The 23423-nt window shown below is 35.3% G+C and carries 18 protein-coding genes and 1 riboswitch; of the genes, 12 read left to right on the top strand and 6 right to left on the bottom strand.

The window, feature by feature from the left end:
* Nucleotides 1–17 precede the first annotated feature (17 nt).
* The 12 genes from FLACHUCJ7_RS02740 to FLACHUCJ7_RS02690 all read left to right on the top strand — a co-directional run bounded on the left by FLACHUCJ7_RS02740 (nt 18) and on the right by FLACHUCJ7_RS02690 (nt 16223).
* Nucleotides 18–1070, top strand: coding sequence for an NAD(P)/FAD-dependent oxidoreductase (locus tag FLACHUCJ7_RS02740; RefSeq protein WP_078227143.1), 1053 nt, complete (start codon nt 18–20; stop codon nt 1068–1070).
* 228 nt (nt 1071–1298) lie between these two features.
* Nucleotides 1299–1427: a hypothetical protein gene (locus FLACHUCJ7_RS25525; protein ID WP_262494090.1), complete on the top strand. Its 129-nt coding sequence runs from the start codon at nt 1299–1301 to the stop codon at nt 1425–1427.
* Between the two features lie 214 nt (nt 1428–1641).
* Nucleotides 1642–1755, top strand: a riboswitch (SAM riboswitch).
* 279 nt (nt 1756–2034) lie between these two features.
* Nucleotides 2035–3039: a homocysteine S-methyltransferase family protein gene (locus FLACHUCJ7_RS02735; RefSeq protein ID WP_180907837.1), complete on the top strand. Its 1005-nt coding sequence runs from the start codon at nt 2035–2037 to the stop codon at nt 3037–3039.
* A 5-nt stretch (nt 3040–3044) separates the two neighbouring features.
* Entirely contained in the window at nt 3045–3482 is a 438-nt protein-coding gene (locus FLACHUCJ7_RS02730; RefSeq protein ID WP_180907836.1) for a hypothetical protein, read from the top strand.
* 161 nt (nt 3483–3643) lie between these two features.
* Nucleotides 3644–4087 (top strand): hypothetical protein, encoded by a 444-nt coding sequence (locus FLACHUCJ7_RS02725; protein WP_180907835.1) that lies wholly within the window; start codon nt 3644–3646, stop codon nt 4085–4087.
* Nucleotides 4088–4326: 239 nt separating this feature from the next.
* The gene (gene metH / locus FLACHUCJ7_RS02720) at nt 4327–7002 is read left to right on the top strand and encodes a methionine synthase (protein ID WP_078227146.1); all 2676 of its coding nucleotides are present in this window, start codon (nt 4327–4329) and stop codon (nt 7000–7002) included.
* Between the two features lie 91 nt (nt 7003–7093).
* Entirely contained in the window at nt 7094–8050 is a 957-nt protein-coding gene (metF, locus tag FLACHUCJ7_RS02715) for a methylenetetrahydrofolate reductase [NAD(P)H] (RefSeq protein WP_078227147.1), read from the top strand.
* Nucleotides 8051–8313: 263 nt separating this feature from the next.
* Nucleotides 8314–8967 (top strand): class I SAM-dependent methyltransferase, encoded by a 654-nt coding sequence (locus FLACHUCJ7_RS02710; RefSeq protein WP_078227148.1) that lies wholly within the window; start codon nt 8314–8316, stop codon nt 8965–8967.
* Between the two features lie 87 nt (nt 8968–9054).
* A complete protein-coding gene (locus FLACHUCJ7_RS02705) occupies nt 9055–10278 on the top strand; it encodes a dicarboxylate/amino acid:cation symporter (protein WP_180907834.1) in 1224 nt (407 codons plus the stop codon).
* A 237-nt stretch (nt 10279–10515) separates the two neighbouring features.
* A complete protein-coding gene (locus tag FLACHUCJ7_RS02700) occupies nt 10516–13527 on the top strand; it encodes a T9SS type B sorting domain-containing protein (protein WP_180907833.1) in 3012 nt (1003 codons plus the stop codon).
* 59 nt (nt 13528–13586) lie between these two features.
* Nucleotides 13587–14990 (top strand): pyridoxal phosphate-dependent decarboxylase family protein, encoded by a 1404-nt coding sequence (locus FLACHUCJ7_RS02695; RefSeq protein WP_180907832.1) that lies wholly within the window; start codon nt 13587–13589, stop codon nt 14988–14990.
* A 378-nt stretch (nt 14991–15368) separates the two neighbouring features.
* Entirely contained in the window at nt 15369–16223 is an 855-nt protein-coding gene (locus tag FLACHUCJ7_RS02690) for an alpha/beta hydrolase (protein ID WP_078227152.1), read from the top strand.
* 126 nt (nt 16224–16349) lie between these two features.
* Here FLACHUCJ7_RS02690 and FLACHUCJ7_RS02685 read toward each other — a convergent pair whose 3' ends face one another.
* The 6 genes from FLACHUCJ7_RS02685 to FLACHUCJ7_RS02660 all read right to left on the bottom strand — a co-directional run bounded on the left by FLACHUCJ7_RS02685 (nt 16350) and on the right by FLACHUCJ7_RS02660 (nt 23423).
* Nucleotides 16350–18788 (bottom strand): TonB-dependent receptor, encoded by a 2439-nt coding sequence (locus tag FLACHUCJ7_RS02685; protein WP_180907831.1) that lies wholly within the window; start codon nt 18786–18788, stop codon nt 16350–16352.
* Nucleotides 18789–19073: 285 nt separating this feature from the next.
* Nucleotides 19074–19496, bottom strand: a complete 423-nt coding sequence (locus tag FLACHUCJ7_RS02680; RefSeq protein ID WP_180907830.1) for a hypothetical protein — start codon at nt 19494–19496, stop codon at nt 19074–19076.
* Nucleotides 19497–19510: 14 nt separating this feature from the next.
* Nucleotides 19511–20281, bottom strand: a complete 771-nt coding sequence (locus FLACHUCJ7_RS02675) for a PoNe immunity protein domain-containing protein (RefSeq protein ID WP_180907829.1) — start codon at nt 20279–20281, stop codon at nt 19511–19513.
* Nucleotides 20282–20610: 329 nt separating this feature from the next.
* Nucleotides 20611–21141 carry a hypothetical protein gene (locus tag FLACHUCJ7_RS02670; protein ID WP_180907828.1) on the bottom strand — a complete coding sequence of 177 codons (531 nt, stop codon included), beginning with the start codon at nt 21139–21141 and terminating at the stop codon, nt 20611–20613.
* A gap of 142 nt (nt 21142–21283) precedes the next feature.
* The gene (locus FLACHUCJ7_RS02665; RefSeq protein WP_180907827.1) at nt 21284–21814 is read right to left on the bottom strand and encodes a hypothetical protein; all 531 of its coding nucleotides are present in this window, start codon (nt 21812–21814) and stop codon (nt 21284–21286) included.
* Nucleotides 21780–23423 carry a hypothetical protein gene (locus tag FLACHUCJ7_RS02660; protein ID WP_180907826.1) on the bottom strand — a complete coding sequence of 548 codons (1644 nt, stop codon included), beginning with the start codon at nt 23421–23423 and terminating at the stop codon, nt 21780–21782. The genes FLACHUCJ7_RS02665 and FLACHUCJ7_RS02660 overlap by 35 nt, the downstream gene beginning before the upstream one ends.

The following is a 23423-nucleotide window of genomic DNA, read 5'->3' as shown; positions in this document are numbered from 1 at the left end:
TTATAAACAACACCATAATGATTAAAACAGATATACTTATAATTGGAGCAGGACCAACAGGTTTATTTGCCGTTTTCGAGGCAGGATTATTAAAATTAAAATGCCATATCTTAGATGCTTTGCCTCAGCCGGGCGGACAACTTTCTGAATTGTACCCTAAAAAGCCAATTTATGACATTCCTGGTTTTCCGGAAGTGTTAGCGGGAGATTTAGTAGACGGATTAATGGAACAGATTAAACAATTTGAACCTGGTTTTACTTTAGGTGAGCGTGCAGAAACTATCGAAAAACAAGAAGACGGAAGTTTTATCGTAACGTCAAACAAAGGAAAAAAATTCCACGCACCGGTTATCGCAATTGCCGGAGGTTTGGGAAGTTTCGAACCCAGAAAACCTCTTATTGAAGATATCGAGTTTTATGAAGATAAAGGTGTAAAATACTTCATCAAAAATCCGGAGAAATTCAGAGATAAAAGAGTGGTTATTGCAGGAGGAGGAGATTCAGCATTAGACTGGAGTATCTTTTTAGCAAATGTAGCTTCAGAAGTAACTTTGATTCACCGTAGAAACGAATTTAGAGGAGCTTTAGATTCTGTAGAAAAAGTACAGGAATTAAAATCAGCAGGAAAAATCAAATTGATCACACCAGCTGAGGTAATCGGAATTAACGGTGCTGAGCACGTAGAATCTTTGGATATTGAGGAAAACGGAGCACACCGTAAAATCGAAACGGATTTCTTTATTCCACTTTTCGGATTAACGCCAAAATTAGGACCAATTGGAGACTGGGGACTTGAAATCGAGAAAAATGCGATTAAAGTAAACAACGCATTAGATTACCAAACCAACATTCCTGGAATCTTTGCCATTGGAGATATCAATACTTACCCTGGGAAATTAAAATTAATCCTTTGTGGTTTCCACGAAGCAACTTTAATGTGCCAGGCTGCATACGGAATTATCAACCCAGGTAAAAAATATGTATTGAAATATACAACAGTTTCTGGTGTTGACGGTTTTGACGGAACTCGTAAAGAAGCTCCAAAAGCGGTTGTGAAAGCAATAGTGTAGTCTGAGTTTCTAAGTTGCTGAGCAACTAAGGTTTTGACATTTTATATTGTAAAGCTCAAACTTTTTAAGTTTGGGCTTTTTTATTGATGTTAATTTAAACTTAGTCTGTAAAAAGTGAGGTAAATTTGCAGTATTAATTTTTTTCAGAAAGAGAAATTTTGATTTTAGCATTTTGAATTACCAATATAAAATACTAACTTTAAGAAAGTATTAAACAAATTATCTATTATGAACAATGATGAACAACTACTAGAAGAAAATTCCAAAGTCGGCAGTGAAATGAAAATGACAGATAATGAATTAACAGATCATCAGGAAGTCATGGATACATTTCTAAAATGGGACAGAAGTTTTTAAATGACCCCATTCTGATCACCTTAATAAGCCCGTAACGCTGGGTTTATAGACTAAGATTTTAAAATCGAAAGCTCAAACTGATACATAGTTTGAGCTTTTTTATTTTAGAAAATTTAAGCATAAAGCCTCAGAACCTTAGTGTTTTAGAATCTTAAAAAAAACTTGCAAGTCGAAAGGCTATTTTGTACCTTTGCGCCGTTCCTAATTTTATTGAAAGTTATCACGAAAGGCCGAGGGAAAGACCCAATGAAACCTTAGCAACCCTTTGCCATAAAGAAGGTGCTACATTCTACTTAATACAACAAAATGTATTCAAGATAGATAACGCAAAATACATTACGTATTTCTCAAAAAACTTTTCCTGACAACTTACAATATTTCGAGCGAATCATTGACGCATTTTTGCAGTCAAAATTCCCGCTTTCGCCTATATTTCTCCGCTTCACTGCGAGGATAACGGCTCAAGCGTAGTTTACTGAACTCCTGTGAAAATAGAAAATAGGTGAAGTAATCGGGGCTAATGAGCCGGCAATAGTGAACTTTTGAAATTAATAATGATTAAAAAACTTAGCATCTTAGAACCTTAGTAGCTAAAAGATAAAAAAATATGTCGATTACAATTCAGGAAGCAATCAAAAAAAATATCCTAATCCTTGACGGAGCAATGGGAACCATGTTACAACGCTACAACTTCTCAGAAGAAGATTTTCGTGGCGAGCGTTTCAAAGATTTTCTGCATCCGTTAAAAGGAAACAACGATTTATTATCCCTCACACAGCCACAGGCAATTCGTGACGTACACGCTGCATATTATGAAGCGGGAGCAGATATTGTAGAAACCAACACATTCTCCGGAACGACAATCGGTATGGCCGATTATTTCATGGAAGATCTGGTTTACGAACTTAACTACGAATCGGCTAAAATTGCGAGACAAGTAGCCGATGAGTTTACCGCTAAAAATCCGGATAAACCACGTTTTGTAGCAGGTTCAATAGGGCCGACAAACCGTACGGCAAGTATGTCACCAGACGTGAACGATCCGGGTTACAGAGCGGTAACTTTTGACGATTTACGAATCGCCTACAAACAACAAGTTGAGGCTTTAATGGACGGCGGATGCGATTTACTGTTGGTAGAAACCATTTTCGATACGTTAAATGCCAAAGCAGCACTTTTCGCCATCGAAGAAGTAAAAGACGAGCGTAATATCGATATTCCAATCATGGTTTCAGGAACGATTACAGATGCTTCAGGAAGAACGCTTTCCGGGCAAACGGTTGAAGCGTTTTTGATTTCAGTATCACATATTCCGTTATTGAGCGTTGGTTTCAATTGCGCATTAGGCGCCGATTTGTTGAAACCGTATTTAAAAACATTAGCGCATAACACAAGCTTTAATGTTTCGGCGCATCCAAATGCAGGATTGCCAAATGCGTTTGGACAATACGATGAAACGCCAGAGCAGACTCAGGCTTTCATTAAAGAATATTTAGAGGATAATTTAATCAATATCATTGGAGGCTGCTGTGGAACAACTCCGGATCATATTCGATTAATGGCTGAAGTTGCGAAGGATTATAAACCGCGTGTAGCGCCAACATTTGCTTAGCAAATATGATAGAATGGAACGATGCGAAAGGAAATTATTTAGGAGCAGCAGGTTTTATAATAGCAATAATTATAATAATTTTTTTTAGTCGTAAGGATGACAGTAAATCTGAAGAGAACATAAAATCATTCAAAGGTGAAGCTATAGGGCTTGCAACGAGATTTAAGTACGGGCGTAAGGTTACTTATTTACAATATTACTTTTATTTAGATAAGAAAATCATATCAAAGATTTCAGTCGATAAGTATGATCCTACACTTTTAAATAAGTTTTACAAAGTGAAGTATGATTTAAATAAACCTGAAGAAAATGATCTTGTTTTAGAAGCAGAATTGCAACCTGACTCGATTACATTAGTCAAAGCTGGGTTTGCTAAAAAAAAATACTATTTCTATGATGCTGGTGTAACATGTAAATACATCCAAAAGTCAAAATGGAAGTAAGTTTGATAGTAACGAAATATTTGTAGTAACGAAGTTATTCCGTTGAAGATAAATGATCTGGAAATAGAGTTACGGAGGATTGGCACATATTACATAAAGAATTATTTACTGGGAAAAGGATTAAAGTCACGTGCTGCAGATTTTGGATAGAAAAAATAAAATTGATAAAAGAAGAAGTTGGGTTACAAAGCAAAAATGATCAGTGGAAAATGATTATTGCCATTATTATTGTTGGTTTGCTACTTTATTTAATAGGTAACAATCAATACGATGATTATTCAAAATCTTTTAAAGGAGAGACAATAGGATTATTAACCAGGTTAAAAAGTAACGACGAACACGGGTATACTTTGCAATATTATTTTTATACTGATAAAAAAATTAGATCAGTAGTTTTTGTTAAAAAATATGATAACGAGGATTTTAATAAGTTTTTTAAAGTGAAATACGATTTAAATAATCCTCAAGAAAACAATATTGTTTTAGAAGAAGAATTAGAACCTGATTCAATTTCACTAGTTAAAGCAGGATTTACTAAAACGAAATATTATATATACGATGCAGGTGTAACTTGTAAATATATAGAAAAATCAAAATGGAAATGATTTCAGTGGAAAATATAAATTCTATTATGAAATCAGGTTTACGTGAGGGATAGAAGTGGAAAGCCCACAGACCGATGTAGTGAATAACGAAATTGGTCGAGGACTTGCAACGGATAGCCCGGTCCTTGGGACACGCCCAAAATAAGATTATAAAAAATAGAGGTCTTAAAACCTCAAAATATAAGAATTAAAAAACTCAGAATCTAAGCAACTTAGAATCTTAGTAACTTAAAAAGAAAATGGCAGAAAAAAGAAGAGACCTTGTCTTAGCAGGATTAGAACCGTTGATTATTACGCCCGAAAGTGTATTTGTAAACATTGGGGAGCGTACGAATGTAACAGGTTCAAGAAAATTCCTTCGCTTAATCAAGGAAGAAAAATATGACGAGGCGCTTGATATTGCAAGACAGCAGGTAGAAGGAGGAGCACAAATCATCGATATTAATATGGATGAAGGAATGTTGGACGGTGTAAATGCCATGACCAAATTCCTAAACTTAATTGCTGCAGAACCGGATATTTCGAGGGTTCCTATTATGATCGACAGTTCGAAATGGGAAATTATCGAAGCGGGTCTTAAAGTAGTACAAGGAAAAAGCGTTGTCAACTCGATTTCGTTAAAAGAAGGAGAAGAAAACTTTATTCACCACGCCAAATTAATCAAACGATATGGTGCGGCGGCCATTATTATGGCTTTTGACGAAGTGGGTCAGGCAGATAATTACGATCGCCGTGTGGAGATTTGCCAGCGTTCGTATGATATTTTGGTCAATAAAGTAGGCTTTCCTCCGCAGGATATTATTTTCGATTTGAATATTTTCCCGGTTGCAACAGGAATGGAAGAACACCGCCTGAATGCAATTGACTTTTTTAGAGGAACAAAATGGGTTCGTGAGAACTTGCCACATGCACATATCAGCGGTGGTGTGAGTAACGTTTCGTTTTCTTTTAGAGGAAATGATACGGTTCGTGAAGCGATGCACTCGGTGTTTTTATACCATGCAATTAAGGACGGAATGACGATGGGAATCGTGAATCCGGAGATGCTGACAATTTACGATGATATTCCGAAAGACTTATTAGAACACGTTGAAGACGTAATATTAAACAGACGTGACGACGCTACAGAGCGACTTTTGGATTTTGCAGAAAATGTAAAAGGCGAAGTAAAAAGCGATGAAAAAGCCGTTCAGGAATGGCGTTTTGGAACTGTTCAGGAACGTATCACACATTCGTTGGTAAAAGGAATTGACGCTTTTATCGAAGAAGATGTAGAAGAAGCACGTTTGGCAGCAACAAAACCAATTGAAGTTATCGAAATCAATTTGATGACAGGAATGAACGTGGTTGGAGATTTGTTCGGAAGCGGAAAAATGTTCTTGCCTCAGGTTGTAAAATCGGCTCGTGTAATGAAAAAAGCGGTGGCGTATTTATTGCCGTTTATTGAAGCCAGCAAACAAGCCGGAGACAAATCCGGAAACGGAAAAATCCTGATGGCAACCGTAAAAGGTGACGTTCATGATATTGGAAAAAACATCGTTTCGGTAGTTTTGGCTTGTAACAATTATGAGATTGTAGATTTAGGTGTAATGGTTCCTCCGGAGAAAATCATTGCAGCGGCGATCGAACATGAAGTTGACATTATTGGACTAAGCGGACTCATTACGCCTTCGCTTGATGAAATGGTATATCTGGCTAAAGAATTAGACAAACAAAACATTAAAATCCCGATTATGATTGGGGGAGCAACAACTTCACGCGCGCATACAGCCGTGAAAATTGCACCTCAATACAGAGAAACGGTAATTCACGTAAACGATGCATCGAGAGCCGTAACCGTTGCCGGAAATCTGTTAGATCATAATAGAAAAATATATGCAGCGGATATTCGTGCTGAATACGATGCTTTTAGAGAAACGTTCTTAAATCGTTCGAGAGATAAAAATTTCCTGACGATTGAAGAAGCCCGTAAAAATAAATTGCAATTGGATTGGTCTGAATATACTCCGACCAAACCTAAAAAAATAGGCGCACAAATCGTCGAAGTAGAATTGGATGTTTTGGTTCCGTATATCGACTGGACACCGTTTTTTCAAACGTGGGAATTGCATGGGAAATATCCGGCGATTCTAACGGATGAGGTTGTTGGTGAACAAGCCACTTCTGTTTTTGCAGATGCTCAGGCAATGCTGAAAGTGATTTTAGAAGAGAAAAAACTAAAAGCAAAAGGCATTTACGGAATTTTTCCTGCCAATCAGGTTGACGACGACGATATCGAATTGCGTGATGAAAACGGAAAGGTCTTAGAGAAATTTTTGACGCTTCGAGTACAGTCACAAAAAACGAAAGGTGCACCAAACATCGCTTTAGCCGATTTTATTCTGCCAAAAGAAAGCGGTATTGATGATTACATGGGAGCTTTTTGCGTTACTACTGGTTTTGGGGTAGACGAATGGGCGGCAGAATACGAAAAGAATTTAGACGATTATAATTCGATTATGGTGAAAGCACTTGCGGATCGTTTTGCAGAAGCTTTCGCCGAATATCTTCACGAGAGAGTACGTAAAGATTTCTGGGGTTATGATTCAGATGAAGCTTTAACTAATGAAGAATTGATTAAAGAAAATTATAAAGGAATCCGTCCTGCTCCGGGTTATCCAGCTTGCCCGGATCACTTAGAGAAACCAACGATCTGGAAACTTCTGGATGTTGAAAAACAGATTGGAGTAACCTTAACAGAAAGTATGGCAATGTGGCCGGCTTCGTCAGTTTCAGGATATTACTTCGGAAATCCGAAAAGTAAATATTTCGGACTCGGAAAAATAAAAGAAGATCAGGTTACAGATTACGCCAAACGCCGAAATGTTCCGCTCGATTACGCAATGAAATGGTTAAACCCTAATATAGCAGACTAACAAAAGTTATTTTAGTTTCATGTTTAAAGTTTCAAGTTGCTGTAGAGAACTTGAAACCTGAAACTTGAAACTTTGAAACAAAAAACAAAGAATGAAAGTAACAGAACATATAGAAAACGCCAAAGGAAAAACATTATTCTCATTTGAAATTATTCCGCCTCAAAAAGGCAAAAGCATTCAGGAATTATACGACAATATCGATCCGTTAATGGAGTTTAAACCACCTTTTATTGATGTAACGACTTCGCGCGAAGAGTTTATCTATATCGACAAAGGCAACGGACTTTTAGATAAAAAACTGACTCGTATGCGTCCGGGAACGCTTGGAATCTGTGCTTCTATAAAACACAAATATAATGTGGATACTGTGCCGCACCTGCTTTGCGGAGGCTTTACACAGGAAGAAACCGAATATATGTTGGTTGATTGTCAATATTTGGGAATCAATAACGTCATGGCGCTTCGTGGTGACGCAATGAAACACGAGCAGTCTTTCGTTCCTAAAGACGGCGGTAATCACTATGCTGTCGATTTGGTTCGACAAATCAACGATTTGAACTGTGGTAAATACCTTCATGAAGTGATGGATATAGACAACAGAGCCGATTTTTGTATTGGAGTTGCCGGTTATCCGGAGAAACATCTTGAGTCGCCTTCTTTGCAGTCTGATTTAAAAAGATTAAAAGAAAAAGTCGATGCCGGTGCAGATTATGTTGTTACTCAAATGTTTTTTGATAATGCTAAATATTTCAACTTTGTAGAAAAAGCAAGAGAAATGGGCATCACAATTCCTATTATTCCCGGAATTAAGCCAATTGCTGTTCAAAGACATTTACAAGTTCTGCCACAAATTTTCCGTATCGATTTACCGGAAGATTTGATTGATGCTGTTGACAAATGCAAAAATAACGCTGAAATCAAACAGGTAGGAATCGAATGGGCGATTCAGCAGTCTTTAGAATTAAAAGCAGCCGGAGTTCCGTTTTTGCATTATTATTCAATGGGTAAATCTGAGAATATTCGCCAGATCGCGAGTCAGGTTTTTTAAACTCATTCTAAGTCTTTGCGAGGAACGAAGCAATCTCATGCTTTATATCTTTGAAGTTCTTACTAGTTTGGTTGCTTCGTTTCTCGAAATGATTCCAAATTTTGCGAAAGAGCTGGAATTTAGAATTTTTAGATTTAATTTTAGCAGCTAATCCAGCTGTCCACTGTATCTTTTGTGGCGAACCCCGCCACAAAAGGATGCCGTTCCCATCTGGGCTGGGGCATTAGGAGTTTTAATTTCAATTTGTATTAAATTTGAACATTATGAAAAATGAAGAATTACAGGAAATTGCCTCTCAATTAAAACATCCAACAGAAGAAAAGGGAATTGAAATGGGTAATATGATGAACGAAACGAACATCAATATGACGCGTCATTCAATTCAAAATCTTAATATATCAAACGAAAATAGAATTCTTGAACTAGGCCACGGAAATGCCGGGCATGTTGAGTTTTTGTTTGAACAAGCTGAAAAATTAAAGTATTACGGACTCGAAATGTCTGAGTTAATGTTTCAGGAAGCGCGCCAGATCAACCGAAATTTTGTTTCCCAAAAACAAGCTTTCTTTTCGGTTTATGATGGAAATACAATACCATTTGAAGATGGGTTATTCGATAAAATATTTACGGTAAATACTATTTATTTTTGGCATAAACCAGAAGAGTTACTTTTAGAAATTTACAGGGTTTTAAAACAGAATGGAAATTTCTGTTTGACATTTGCAGAGGAAAGTTTTATGAAAACACTCCCGTTTACACAATTTGAATTTGAGCTTTACAGTACTGAAAAAGCACTAAAACTAATTGAAAAAACGTCTTTTAAAATTGTTTATACCGAAAGTCAGACAGAAAAAATAAAAAGCAAAACTGGCGAACTGGTCGACAGGGCTTTTACGACAATTGTTCTGGAAAAATAAGATTAGAAATGAGTATTAATTTTAGTACTCTTTTTTTATTTAATTTTAAATCGACTCTTTTTTCGCGAATTAAAATACTTTTAAATAATGGAAGTTAAAAAAATCAATTTTCTACAAAGTTACAGCAGTATCCTTTTGCTTCTTGGCGGGATTATAGTCGGAAGTATTTTTGGGTTAGTATTTGGAGAAAGAGTTGAGGTAATAAAACCACTTGGAGATATTTTTCTGAATTTACTTTTTACAGCGATTATTCCACTTATCTTTTTTACAATTGGTTCTTCGATTGCTAATTTGGAACAAACGGAGAAGTTAGGAAAACTGTTTGTAATTATGATATTGGTTTTTCTTTCAACCCTTCTTATTTCTGCAATTGTAATGATTTTTGCGGTTTATCTTTTCCCGATTCATCAGGATATAGCAATTACTAAAGTTCCTTTTGAAAATATAGAATCAGGATCTGTAGGTGATCAGATCGCAAAATTGGTTACAGTAAATGATTTTTCAGAATTGTTGTCTCGAAAAAGCATGCTGGCACTGATTATATTTTCGTTTTTAATTGGTTTTGCAACATTGCAGTCAGGTGAAAAAGGAAACGCATTCAAGAGTTTTCTGAATTCCGGAAACGAGGTTATGAAACAGCTTTTGAATAGTATCATGAAATTTGCACCAATCGGTTTAGGAGCTTATTTTGCTTATCAGGTTGGTATCTTTGGACCTCAGTTGTTTGGCGTTTATGCTAAGCCTATGGCTGTTTATTATGCCGCCTGCGTATTTTATTTCTTCATGTTTTTCAGTTTATATGCCATAATTGCTGGAGGAAAAAGAGCTTTTAAAGTTTTTTGGAGCAATAATATCACCCCTTGTTTAACCGCGATAGGAACTTGCAGCAGTATCGCAACTATTCCTGCAAATTTAGAAGCTGCCCAAAAAATGGGAATTCCGGAGCATGTCCGAAATCTGGTAATTCCGCTTGGAGCACCTTTACACAAAGACGGTTCAAGTATGTCATCGATTCTTAAAATCACTTTTTTGTTTGCCATGTTTGGAAAGGATTTTACAGAACCTTCAACAATTCTTCTGGCATTGGGAATCACCATAATTGTTTCGATTGTCGAAGGCGGAATTCCGAACGGAGGTTATATAGGTGAAGTTCTCGCTATTACGGTTTATGGTTTTCCAATGGAACAAGCTTTGCCTGTTGCCATGATTTTAGGAACATTGGTCGATCCAATAGCTACTTTATTGAATGCTAATGGCGATGTCATTTCTTCAATGCTTGTTTCGAAATTTTCAGATAAGACAAAATGGTAACAATAATTGTGTTAGTTATTCATTTTTAATGATATAGCGAGGATTTTGTTACAGATTTAAGTTGGGAATAAAACGTTAATAGGTAGGAGTTTAGGATTCATCGTCCATTTCTGCAGATTGGTCTAAAAGTTTAACAATTGATTTTTTTATAAAGTAGTTTTACTGAGATAAAATAACTTTATTTTGAATCGGATCAACTTTTATTTAGCATTCAGTATACTTTTTTTTGTATCAAAATTGCAGGCTCAGTTATGTACCGGGAGTTTGGGTGATCCTGTGGTTAAATTAGATTTTGGTTCAGGCACATCAACACATGGCACAGCTTTGGGAACCGGAATTACAAGTTACAACTGGACTACAGCAGATTTTCCAAACGATGGTTCTTATACAGTAGAAAGCAGGACGAACACAGCAGGTACCTGGTGGACAACAACAGATCATACAGGAGGAGGTTATATGATGGTGGTAAATGCAAGTATATCTACAACCGATTATTTTTATAAAAATACGGTTTCCGGTTTGTGTGCAGGTACTACTTATGAATTTGCTGCCTGGATCATGAATCTTTTGAGAACTCAGGACAATAGTCCGCCTAATATTACTTTTACAATTGAAGATACGGGAGGGACAATTCTAGGGACCTACAGTACTGGAGATATTGGTTTGTCCAGTAGTGCTACATGGAAACAATACGGATTCTTTTTTACCACACCTTCGGGAGTTTCTACGGTTGTTATTCGAATGCGAAATAATAAGGCAGGTGCTGCTCCGGGTAATGATATTGCTCTGGATGATATTACTTTCAGAGCCTGTGGGCCAACGGTTACTTCGGCAATTGTAAATGAGTCGGTAACTAATCTGGAAGTTTGTGAAGGGGAATCAAGGTCAATTACACTTAGTGGGTCTGTTTCGTCTTCAGCCTATACAACAGCTGGTTATCAATGGCAAAATAGTGTTGATGGAGGAATAACATGGACTGATGTTTCGGGAGCAAATGCAGCTACCTATACTTTTGTTTCAGGTGCTGTTGGCACTTATAAATACCGTTTGGCAACAGCTGACAGTTCCAATATTAGTTCTACGAATTGTCGTGTCTTTTCCAACGAAATAACAATAAATGTAAAATCCGGTCCTATAAAAGCCACAATAGAAACCACTCAGCCCAATTGTGATTTGCCTTCGGGAACTATTACAGTAACAACTCCGACAGGCCTTTTGTACAGTGTAGACGGGGTGAATTATCAGTCATCTATGGTTTTTTCCGGTTTGGCAGGTGGTGATTATAATGTTACGACCAAAAGTTCCAGCTGCGTTTCGGCTCCGGTTTCAGTTCATATTAATTTAGTAGCAGTTTCTAGTGAGACGCCAACAATAGATATTGTTCAACCTGTAATTTGTACAAATCCATACGGTACAATTACAGTTACCAGCCCGTATGCTGAGTATAGTTTTGACAACGGTTTATCCTGGCAGGCAAGTAATGTAAAAACTGGATTTGTTCCGGGTGATTATTGGGTCAAAACACGAAATAGTACATTGTGCGAAACCACACCAATTAAAGTAACAATTAGCATCCCGCCGGGATACCCGCCAACTCCAACAGTAAATATTACGCAGCCAGATTGTTTTACGACTACAGGAACCATTACGGTTACAGATAGTGCGGCGTCTTATAGCTTTGATGGAGGCCAAAATTGGATATCGGGTAACACTAAAACGAATTTGGTTCCGGATATTTATCAGGTTGTGATAAAAAATGCAATTGGCTGTGTTTCCCTTGTTCCAAATTCAGTTGAAATCAAAGCTTTTGTAAATAACGAACCACTTCCTGTTGCAACACCACAAACTTTTTGTATACAGCAAAATGCTGTTATTGATGATATTGCCATTTCTGGCACAAATGTAAAATGGTACGATGCAGCTGTAAATGGAAATTTGCTTACCAATACAACAGCTCTGCAAAACAAAACCTACTATGCGTCGCAAACTTTAACGGGTTGCGAAAGTTTACGTATTCCGGTAGTAATAAACATTCAGTATACATCAGCACCAACAGGGGATGCGGCACAAAATTTTTGCACAACGCAAAAGGCAACTATTGCTAATCTTGTTGTTGCGGGAACAACTATCGTTTGGTATAACAACGTAAATGGGGGAAATGTTTTGCCAATCACAACAACTCTACTAAATGGAATAACATACTATGCTACGCAAACTGTAAATGGTTGTGAAAGTGTAAACAGATTAGCCGTTTCAGCATCTGTAGTATCTCCAAGTTTACCAGTAAATGACAGTACAGATTTTATTTGTGATGAAGGAAACGATGGTTCGGAAACAATAGACTTAACTCCTTACAATTCAAAAATAACGACTTGCAGTTCCTGTATTTTTACCTATTTTACATCATTGTCGGGTGCAGAAAACCAGATAATAGCAGATCAGATTGCTACACCGGAGAATTACAGTTTGGCTTTAGGAACTTCAATAATTTATGTGAGAATTGATTCTAGTGATAAATGTTATCAGGTTGTTCAGCTGAATTTAGGATTAGTGGTCGCACCTGTTATCGCCATTTCAGATACTGTTACGTTATGTCAAAATAAAAATGTTTCTATAGATGCAGGCTCCGGTTTTGATAGTTATTTATGGTCTACGGGGGAGGTTTCACAATCGATAACGGTTTCTGATGCCGGATCTTATTCGGTTTCCGTAACTCAAAATCATGGAAATACGATTTGCTCTTCAACCAAAAACTTTGAGGTTAAATTATCCAATAGCGCCACAATTTTAAATATAGGCACTAAGGATTGGACAGATGAGGAGAATATAATCATGGTAGAACTTGCAGACAGCAGTTTAGGAGATTATGAATATTCAGTTGATGGAATTACTTATCAGGACAGCAATACTTTGTCGGGGTTACAAACGGGCGATTATGTTGTATATGTGCGGGATAAAAACGGATGCGGAACTGTAAATCAGGAAGTTTTTCTGCTAAATTATCCTAAGTTTTTCACGCCAAATGGAGACGGCTATAATGATACATGGAAAATAAAATTCTCAGAAACGGAGCCTACAATAAATACCAAAATTTTTGACAGATACGGTAAATTCATTAAAGAACTAAACGCAGCATCAGCCTGGGATGGGACTTTTAATGCTCATGAATTGCCTTCAACAGATTACTGGTTTGTGGTAACAAGAGCAAACGGCAAAGTTTATAAAGGGCATTTTGCAATGAAAAGATAAATTTTTTCTTATAAATGCAATTGTTTAAATTCGGGCAAAATTATTTTAATTCAAAAAAAATGAATTCAGCCTTACAACAAGATTTAAACGATTTTGAAAATATACTCGAAAAAGCAAAACAACAGGCAATAGGTTTTTTAAATGACCTTGAAAATATCCCAACTTCCAAAAAAGAAACAATTGATACCAACCGTGAATTAAACCAGTCAGGTTTGGGATCGTTGGCAGTTTTAGAAGAATTTAATAATAGACTGGCACCCCTAATGGTGGCTTCTCCAGGGCCAAGATACTGGGGTTTTGTAACAGGTGGCTCAACCCCGGCTTCGATTGCCGGAGACTGGCTGGCTTCAGTTTACGATCAGAATACACAGGCAGTTACAGCGCAGGGAGGAAATTCGGCTTTAATAGAATTTGAAACAATCCATTTACTTTTACAGTTATTAAAACTTCCAAAATCTTTTTTGGGAGGATTTGTGACTGGTGCGACCATGTCAAATTTTACCTGTCTTGGAGTTGCCAGACAATGGTTTGGTAAACAATTGGGGAAAGATTTTGCTAAAAATGGAATTTCAGAGGCTATAAAGATCTTCTCTGCCACTCCACATTCTTCTTCTATAAAAACATTGTCGATGCTAGGAATTGGAAGCCAGAATTACACTACAATAAAAACAACATCGGGAAATCGTGAAGCAATTGATATTGAAGATTTAGAAAAAAACATCAAAAAGTTAGATGGAAAGCCTTTCATCTTAATTTCAAGTGCCGGAACCGTTAATACAGCTGATTTTGACGATTTTGAAGCCATTTCAAAACTCAGAGAACAATATAATTTCTGGTGGCATATTGATGCTGCTTTTGGAGGTTTTGCAGCAGTTTCAGAGAAATACAAACATTTTGTAAAAGGCTGGGAGGAAGCAGACAGTATTACGATTGATTGTCATAAATGGCTGAATGTTCCTTACGAGAATGCTTTTTATTTGATAAAAGAGCAGCATACCTCTTTACAAATTGAAACTTTTCAGAATTCAAATGCACCTTATTTAGGAAATCCCCTCGAGAACTTTAATTATCTCAATGTACTGCCGGAAAATTCAAGACGTTTAAGAGCTCTGCCTGTTTGGTTTTCTTTGCTGGCTTATGGTAAAGAAGGTTTTCAGGATATAATTGAAAACAGTATTGCTCTGGCTTTGCATTTTGGAAATATGCTTATCGAGGATAAAGTTTTTGAACTTTTGGCACCCATCCGTCTCAATAATGTCTGTTTTACTTTAAAAGGAAACCACAATCAGGAAAAAGTATCTGAGTTCCTGATACAGCTAAACAATACAGGAAAAGTATTTATGACACCAACAGTATATCAAAACCGAAAAGGAATAAGGGCATCATTTGTCAATTGGCGAACAACTGAAAATGATATTCGTATTGTGATTGATGAAATGAAAGAAGTTTTTTCGAAAATTTAAAATCCTAAATCTTACTTAATTTATTGGCAATGTTTGCATCATAGCAACGTTTCAGTTTTTTTAAAGACTAATTTTAAAAGAAAGAACCTGCTTAAAGCAGATTCTTTCTTATTCAAAAAAAATAAAAAACAAAAAGGTAACTATGATTTAAATTGTATGAATAAATCAGCAATTTTGTGAAATTCAATGCAAAGATAATATTATTTATAACAAGTCTAAATAAGTATAATTGATATTTTCTAAAAAATTTGTTTGAATTGATTATTAGGTAATTACATAAGACAATTTATTGTAAATTAAATTTTTCAATAAAGCATGTTAGTTTATATAAAAATGAATTCCTATTTATTGTTTAATATTTAGCTTTAATTTAAAAAAATGGTACTTAATGTAAAAAGACATATCGGGTTATATTTCCTAATCTTTTCTAATGTAATTTTTTCACAACAAACAGGTCGTAAAATTTCACTTTGGGAAAATGGTGCTCCCGGTTTTGAAAATCGTAAAGATGAACCGGAACAGGCTCAGGACTGGTGGGTTAGAAATATTCATAATCCATCAATAACAGCGTATTTTCCGGAGAAGCCAAATGGGATGGCGGTACTTATTTGTCCCGGAGGAGGTCATGAAAATCTGGTTTTTAATTCGGAAGGAAAAGATGCAGCAGTTTATTTCAATAGCATCGGAGTGACGGCTTTTGTTTTAAAATATCGTTTAGCCAGAACAAAAGATTCCCCGTACCAATTAGAAACTCATGTTAAGCAGGACGCCGAAAGAGCTATGAGACTAATAAGAAGCAAAGCAGCTGAATTTAAAATTGATGCTAACCGAATTGGCGCCATGGGATTTTCAGCAGGTGGAGAAGTTGTTGCCCTGATTGCTTATAATTCTAATAATGTTTTGAAAAATACGTCTGATACAATAGATAAATTAGACGCACAGCCCAATTTTCAAATATTAGTATATCCCGGGCCTTTATTCATTCCAAAAGAGATTAAGGCTGATGTACCTCCGGCTTTTTTAGTAGCAGCAAATGATGATTTATGTTGCTCCGCACCGATAGTTGAACTGCTTAATGGATATCGAAAAGCAAATGTTTCGGTAGAAATGCATTTGTATGCCAAAGGCGGACATGCTTTTAATATGGGGAAAAGAGCTAAAACAAATTCGCTGAAAACCTGGTCACAGCGATTGACCGACTGGTTTGAGGATACTAATTATTTTTTGAAATAAGAATTTTAAATTTGATTTGTAAGTTATACTTCAATCATCATCAGGTAGACAATAAAACAATTAGCCCGGATGTTACTCCGGGCTAATTGTTTAAATACATTAATATTTTTGTTGCTATATTAAAATTTAAAATGAATACCCAAGTGTTAAGAGCCAATTTGATGGTGCCCCGGGAAACAATCGAATGTAGTCATACCCGCCAACCCAATAGGTCTTATTGGTTATATTATTGGCATTCAACTGAATTTTAAACTTATTGATACTATAATACAAAGCAGCATTAAATAAGGTATAGCCTGGAATTGTCTGTGTTATGGTTTGACTTAAATTACGGGTCGTTACAAAATTAGATCCCATTGCGATTCCAAAATCTTTAAGTGCACCATCTGTAAAATTGTAACGCGTCCAGATATTACCCTGCTGAACGGGTGTGTTAGGCTTTTGCCTTCCAATTTCGGTTGCTTCCGGACTTTCTGTTATATACGCTTCATTATAAGAATAGGCAGCTGAAATACTCCAGTTTCTTGTAATACTTCCGTTTACATCAATCTCAATACCTTTAGATTCTTCTTCTCCAATAGCCCGCATTAATTCCGGATTTGTAGTGTCATTCGCAGGATACAAAGTGTTTTTCTGCTGAATTTTAAATAAGGCTACCGTTACGAAAAGTCTTTCTTTGAACCACGAAGATTTTCCTCCAAATTCAATCATATTACTTTCTAACGGGTCAAAAGGGCCTCCTGCGTTTGGATTTGATAAAGAGGAAGCCAATTGGGGATTATATCCTTTTACATAAGTTCCGTAAAGATTAATGTTTGGATTAAGCGTATAGGTTAAACCAAAACGCGGTAAAAAAGAATGTTGCTTTACTTTTTTCTCAGTATCTTTTTTATAATTCTCTTTATCGGTATATTCATCATAACGAACTCCAATTAAAGCCTGAAAAGCCCCAAATTTTACATGATCCTGAAAATATACGCCATACAATGAGTAATAGGTAGGATCAAATGGACGAGCTGTATAAAAATATTTGCTCATATCCTTTAATTGCTGTGATCCTGATGGATTCGTAAGGTCAAAATGTGCAACGTTTGGTACCGGATTTCCTTTAGAATCTAATAAATAAGCGCTTTTGTCATTAGGTTTATAGGTTGCGATAAATCCTGTGTTGGCAGCATTTCGATATCCGGATGCCTGCAATTGAGAACCGCCGGGAGGAACATTCTCCTGTGCATAATCGTAACCGGCAATCAGGTTGTGATCGAAAATTCCGGTTTTAGCCTGATACTTTAAAAAAGCAGAAAGATTATCGATATAACGTTTACGCTTACGTTGAAAAACCTGCATTTCGATTGCTGTTGAAATTGTGGTTCCATCTCCAGCAGAAGCATATTTATTAGCACCGCGATGTTCCAGCAGATCTTCGCTGTAGCCTGTACGTATATAGGAAGCTGAAAAAGATAAACGATCCGTAAATTGGTGATTTAATGAAGTTGTTACGATGTAGGTTTCCTCGTTTAAATAATCGTTTGTAGAATTTAAAGAGTTGGAAATCTTTGTCGAGTACAAATTATTTTCATAGGTAGACTGACCACGATCCAGGATGCTTTTTGAAGAGGTATAAATCAAATCAAAATTGACACTTGTTTTATCATTTGGTAGAAAAGACAATGATGGAGCCAGCACGATATTTTTATCAAATTGTAAATCTCTAAAGGAATTGGCGTTCTCATACCCCAGATTCAGACGATACAAAAGAGATTTGTCTTCAGTAAGCGGACCAGTAAAATCGGCCAGAGCCCTCAATGTATTAAAACTGCCTGTAGAAAAACTCACGCTGTTGGCCGTTTGGTCTAAAGGTTTTTTTGTAACACGGTTTAAAACTCCTCCAGGGGATGCATTTCCAAACAGAGCTGAAGATGGGCCTTTTAAAACTTCAACACGTTCTAAATAATTGGCAAGCGGCTGTTTCCAAAAACCTGTTGAGGTTCGCATTCCGTTTAATAACTGGGTATTACTTCCTCCATTGATGCGAAATCCTCTAATGGAGATATCATCATAAAAAGTAAACTGGCTTACCCCGCTGAAGTTTTTTACAACTTCGCCTACGCGAATGGCACCTTGATCTGCGATTAACTCTTTTGTGGCATAAGAAACTGCCTGAGGTAAATCTTTTAAGGCAATTTCTGTTTTGGCTCCAATAAAAGATTTGGTATTTTTATAGGACTTCTCTTTTCGTCCTGTAATTTCTACTGCCTGGAGCGTATTGATGTTTTTTTGTAAAATTATAGAAACTTCTGCATTTTCATGCAGTTCGATTGTTTTTTCGAAAGCAGAGAATCCCATTGCCGAAAAAGAAACAGTATAAGATCCCGGTACAAGGTTCGTGATTTCAAAATTTCCGTTATCATCAGAAATAGCATTTTTTTTTAAACTTTTAATCGAAATAGAAGCATACGAAACAGCTTCATCATTTTCGGAAATTATCTTTCCTGTAATTTTAGCATTTTGTGCCTGACCTATATTGAAAAAGGCTAACAATACTATTAAATAAGTAAACTTCATGGCGGTTATTTAAATTTTAGACCGCAAAAGTATAGTAATTTAGACTAAATAAAAATAAAAAGATTTATGAAATGCAATTCTCTTAAGTTCTAATATTATTTTTATCAAATATATTATAAATTAAAAAACAGAAGTGACCTTGTTTAAAGATACTCCTGTTTTTAGTTAATCGTGATTATAAACGCTACCTTTTTTTCTATTAATTTAAGCAGATACTCACTCGTTGTAAACGATTACTAGTTTGCGCTTGGTATTTCCTAAATTATTATGGTAGCTTTAGCCATTTTAGGCTTTCTCTATCAGCTTTTTAATTTGAACATTTATCATTTTACCAAAAGTTCGGCTTATTTGATATAATTGTTCTTTTACTACCGGCTTTGGTTTAAAAATAAATTGTCCTGTGTCATTTACAGGAGAAACGATATCGTTAGCCTGAACAATCTCATCTAATTCTGCGGGAGTATAATTATTCATTAATACAGATTTTACACCGAGAAAATAAGGACTATAATCTATTTTGGTTTTTATCTGACTCCATTGAGCAGCAGTTACACCGTTACTTTGATTAGCCAATTTGTCTATATAATTGTTTACATAGCCTTTTATTTCATTTTCTATTTTTATTTTTTGCATGAATTGATCGTATTTGTCTTGTGCAAAGAATGTTGTGGTGACTAATAATAATGTCACTAATACTATTGTTTTCATTTTATATTTTTCTATTAATTATTGAAATGAACTAAATCCTTTGGATAATATTGATTGTTGGCAAAACTGCTATCATCTAAAGACAAAATCTTAACTACGGCAGCAGCCTCAAAGCTCCAATAACCGCTATATATATTTGCTTTGCTTTTGTGGCTGTTGTAAGAATTCATGTCTTTATGATAATAGTCTTTTTCCAAGAATTGATTTACTAGCTTTGAAGACACGTCTTTATTAGATTCTTTTGCAGCTTTATCTAGTTTATTGTACACTGGTACAACAACAGATTTTTCAGGATTATAATGCTCAATTCTCTTTTGTTCAAAATCGGGAAAACGTGATTTTATGAAGAACTCATATAAATCATTGTTAATTTTATCTCGATCAATAATATTAATCAGGACTTTAAAATTTGTTTCAGGAATATCTAATAAGTATGCTAATGATAAATATTGCAATATTTCTTGATAAATATGAAGATAATATTGGTCTAAATATTCATTCTTTTTAGGATTGTAAAATTTACCGTTATTATTTACCATACATTCATTCAATAATTGAATACCATTACAAAGATCATTTTTCATTTCTTCGAAAGATCTTATTCCCAAAGAATATTTAGCTCCTATAATTTGCAAGTAGGAATAAGTCATTGCTTTTTTTACAGATTGTATTCTATCTTCTTTAATTTCACCAATTTTTAATTTATTAATTCTTTTCTCTATAGACTGATATTCGTTATTAATAAATGATTCAAAGTAATCTTTATCTTTCAGTTTGTCTCTCATGTTGTTTATTCTTAAATGTTAAGGTGTCCATACACTTCCGATATTTCCCGCAGAATCAACCAATTTATACACAACATTTCCATTTGGGCCATGTGTGGCTAAAACGCTAGTGTATCCTGCATCTATAATATCATTGGCTAAATCATGATCTCCAATAGCATCTCCTAGTTCTGTTCCTCTTTCAATCCAGTCTTTCGACTTGCTCCATACTCTTTATAAAAGTTAAATGAGCTAAAATTGGATATGTTAGCAGAGACTTTTTGCAAACTTGTCACTTACATAAAATTAAAAAACTGCGCAAAGTTTGACTTTACGCAGTTTAGGATTAATTATTTTATCGTATCCGTCACAATGAATGCACCCTTATCTCTTTCTCTTTCTTTTGCATAGATAGTAATAAGCGAATCCCGCTCCCTTATACTTTTAGGACTAACTCTAAAAGGACCTATTACACGGTACAAAGAATAAGAGTCGTTATTCTTGTCTTTTAAGACAATTGAATCGCGGGAATAATTTGCAATTTTCATTATAAATCCTCCCATATTAATTGTACTGTCATTAATAAAATTCCATTTGTTGTAGATTCCATATTTATCAGGGACTGTATCTCTGGGTATGATATTTCGAATCTCATTATAATCTATATTGTACTTTTCACAAACTCCTGTTTTCGAAAAACTATATGAATTATGATAAACTGGTCGTTTATCTTCAGGTACAGATATGTTCCAATACTGAATGCTATCATTGGTAAGTATTTTGGTAATTTCTTTTTGTTTATTGTTACAGGATAATAAGCAGTAAAATAAAAATAGTATTAGAGTCTTAATCTGTTTTATTTTTAAACTTTTGATATTCATGTGTTTATTTTTTGTTCCATACTCGTTATAAAAGTTAAATGAGCTAAAATTGGATATGTTAGCAGAGACTTTTTGCAAACTTGTCACTTACATAAAATTAAAAACACTGCGCAAAGTATAACTTTGCGCAGTGTGAGATTAATTATTTTATGGTATCAGTCACAATGAAAGCACCTTTATCTCTTTCTCTTTCTTTTGCATAGATAGTAATAAGCGAATCCCGCTCCCTTATACTTTTAGGACTAACTCTAAAAGGACCTATTACACGATATAGAGAATAAGCAGTATTATTCTTGCCTTTTAAAACAATTGAATCTTGGGAATAATTTACAATTTTCATTATAAATCCTCCCATATTAATGGTACTGTCATTTATAAAACTCCATTTGTTGTAAATTCCATGTCTATCAGGAACTGTATCTCTGGGTATAATATTCCGAACCTCATTAATATCAATATTATACCTTTCATGAATTCCTGTTTTTGAAAAACTATACGAATTATAGTAAATAGGTCGTTTGTCCTCAGGTTCAGATATGTTCCAATATTGAATACTGTCGTTGGTAAGTATTTTGGTAATTTCTTTTTGCTTATTATTACAGGATAATAAGCAAAAAAACAGTAATAGTATTACCGTCTTAATCTGCTGTGCTTTTAAGTTCTTTATATTCATAATGATTGTCTTTTATTTGTCCATTTATACTTGTTGTAAACCTTAAACTAGCTACACTTGCATTTGAAAAAAGAATATTGTAAATTTTCACTCCGCCTGTATTTTCATCATTGTATTTTTGCATCGCAGCTACTATTCCGTCATTGTTCATTCCTACCTCATGTACCCTGGAAGAATTGAAAATTCTAATCATGTATTGGTTAGCATTATTAATTTTATGCCAATCAGAAGTGTTTTTGAAATCAGGATCAGAAGCTTGTAATAAATAAATAGTGGCATGATCTTTAAATTTATAATTATCATCGCCTGTTTTCGGGTCTAGCCAATGTAGTACTTCATGCTTTATAATTGATTTAAAATCATTTACATTGTCAAATCTCCCTTCTGAAAATGCAGTAGCCCTTACGGTTAAAACTCCATTGCCATACCAGGCAACATCATCTCCACCATCTTTACCTTTTGTGTTTATCATTTGTACTACCCCGGTGTAGCCATATAATTCTGCATAATATGTAGCCATCTTACCAAAAGCACGTAGCGTACCTTCTGTTCTTAATAAACGGGAGGGTGAGTGTAAAACATTTTTAACCTCAATTTGTAACAAGTTCCCGTCATTAATAGAAGATCGTAAAGGTCTTCCGTTGACATTAAAAATATTATTTTTATTAGCTACAAACTTAAATTTAGGAAGAACATTATCGATTGGTGCTGCTGCTATATTGGTAGTCTCAAATGTTTCTGCAGCACAAAGTAAAGAATAATTAGTACATATATCTATCGATGGATTATTATAATCCTCTATGAATTGAGCTATGTTACCATTTGGATAAGATACTATATATGTTTTTAGCATATCTAAACCAGTTCCAGGATGATTCTTGACAAACTGAAAAATGAGTTCATGATGCAATGAATTACTATTATTCATAATAACTTTAGTATCATTTACTTCCTCAATAGGAAGTTGTCCATAGGATGCCCCAATTTCATAAGGAGTACCTACATTATACCAAATTATAACGTCTCCTAAAGTACCTGAATAGCCAGTATTTGGAGGAGGAGTATACACTGGCGAATTTGAACTGCCTAAAAAATCTGAATAGCTTGTTTGTACCCAGCTTGGCAGAAGATCAAAGTAATTATAGTTTTCAGAACTTGCCACATCATTGTTATCAGTTTCTGCACTGCAAGACCAACAATCGCCATTAGGGTTAATGGGTATTGACATAGAATATACGCTACCCCAATCAATAAATCCCCATGCAGAATTACTTGAGGTTTCACCTGTGTTTTGGGAAGAAGTTTCAGTGGTATCAAGATCGTTAAATCCTCCCCAGGTAAAAGTTATAGTTCCATCATTAGCGGTTTCAAAACCAACAAAGCCATCGCGTTCACCTCCTCCTTCACCGGGTCCGTTAACGGATATTATAAATCCTGTATTAGAATCTGTCTCATAAGAGCTTACTTCACGATCAAACAACTCAGACAAAAACTCATGCATTCCTTCTTCGTCAAAATGTGCATCTCCGTCGGAGGTTTGTGCAAAGCTATTTTGTCCTATCAGCAAACATAAGAACGTAAATGCTAAAATATAATATTTATTTTTCAT

The organism is Flavobacterium salmonis, from assembly GCF_903819435.1.
Classification (GTDB): Bacteria; Bacteroidota; Bacteroidia; order Flavobacteriales; family Flavobacteriaceae; genus Flavobacterium; species Flavobacterium chungangense.
This window is presented reverse-complemented; position numbering and strand designations above follow the sequence as displayed.

What these genes read in the sequence shown, in the direction of transcription:
- FLACHUCJ7_RS25525 (WP_262494090.1), top strand. Translation starts at nt 1,299, where the DNA reads ATGAACAATGATGAACAACTACTAGAAGAAAATTCCAAAGTCGGCAGT.
- FLACHUCJ7_RS02675 (WP_180907829.1), bottom strand. Translation starts at nt 20,281, where the DNA reads ATGAGAGACAAACTGAAAGATAAAGATTACTTTGAATCATTTATTAAT.
- FLACHUCJ7_RS02680 (WP_180907830.1), bottom strand. Translation starts at nt 19,496, where the DNA reads ATGAAAACAATAGTATTAGTGACATTATTATTAGTCACCACAACATTC.
- FLACHUCJ7_RS02705 (WP_180907834.1), top strand. Translation starts at nt 9,055, where the DNA reads ATGGAAGTTAAAAAAATCAATTTTCTACAAAGTTACAGCAGTATCCTT.
- FLACHUCJ7_RS02740 (WP_078227143.1), top strand. Translation starts at nt 18, where the DNA reads ATGATTAAAACAGATATACTTATAATTGGAGCAGGACCAACAGGTTTA.
- FLACHUCJ7_RS02695 (WP_180907832.1), top strand. Translation starts at nt 13,587, where the DNA reads ATGAATTCAGCCTTACAACAAGATTTAAACGATTTTGAAAATATACTC.
- metH (WP_078227146.1), top strand. Translation starts at nt 4,327, where the DNA reads ATGGCAGAAAAAAGAAGAGACCTTGTCTTAGCAGGATTAGAACCGTTG.
- metF (WP_078227147.1), top strand. Translation starts at nt 7,094, where the DNA reads ATGAAAGTAACAGAACATATAGAAAACGCCAAAGGAAAAACATTATTC.
- FLACHUCJ7_RS02690 (WP_078227152.1), top strand. Translation starts at nt 15,369, where the DNA reads ATGGTACTTAATGTAAAAAGACATATCGGGTTATATTTCCTAATCTTT.
- FLACHUCJ7_RS02710 (WP_078227148.1), top strand. Translation starts at nt 8,314, where the DNA reads ATGAAAAATGAAGAATTACAGGAAATTGCCTCTCAATTAAAACATCCA.
- FLACHUCJ7_RS02685 (WP_180907831.1), bottom strand. Translation starts at nt 18,788, where the DNA reads ATGAAGTTTACTTATTTAATAGTATTGTTAGCCTTTTTCAATATAGGT.
- FLACHUCJ7_RS02670 (WP_180907828.1), bottom strand. Translation starts at nt 21,141, where the DNA reads ATGAATATCAAAAGTTTAAAAATAAAACAGATTAAGACTCTAATACTA.
- FLACHUCJ7_RS02730 (WP_180907836.1), top strand. Translation starts at nt 3,045, where the DNA reads ATGATAGAATGGAACGATGCGAAAGGAAATTATTTAGGAGCAGCAGGT.
- FLACHUCJ7_RS02735 (WP_180907837.1), top strand. Translation starts at nt 2,035, where the DNA reads ATGTCGATTACAATTCAGGAAGCAATCAAAAAAAATATCCTAATCCTT.
- FLACHUCJ7_RS02665 (WP_180907827.1), bottom strand. Translation starts at nt 21,814, where the DNA reads ATGAATATAAAGAACTTAAAAGCACAGCAGATTAAGACGGTAATACTA.
- FLACHUCJ7_RS02660 (WP_180907826.1), bottom strand. Translation starts at nt 23,423, where the DNA reads ATGAAAAATAAATATTATATTTTAGCATTTACGTTCTTATGTTTGCTG.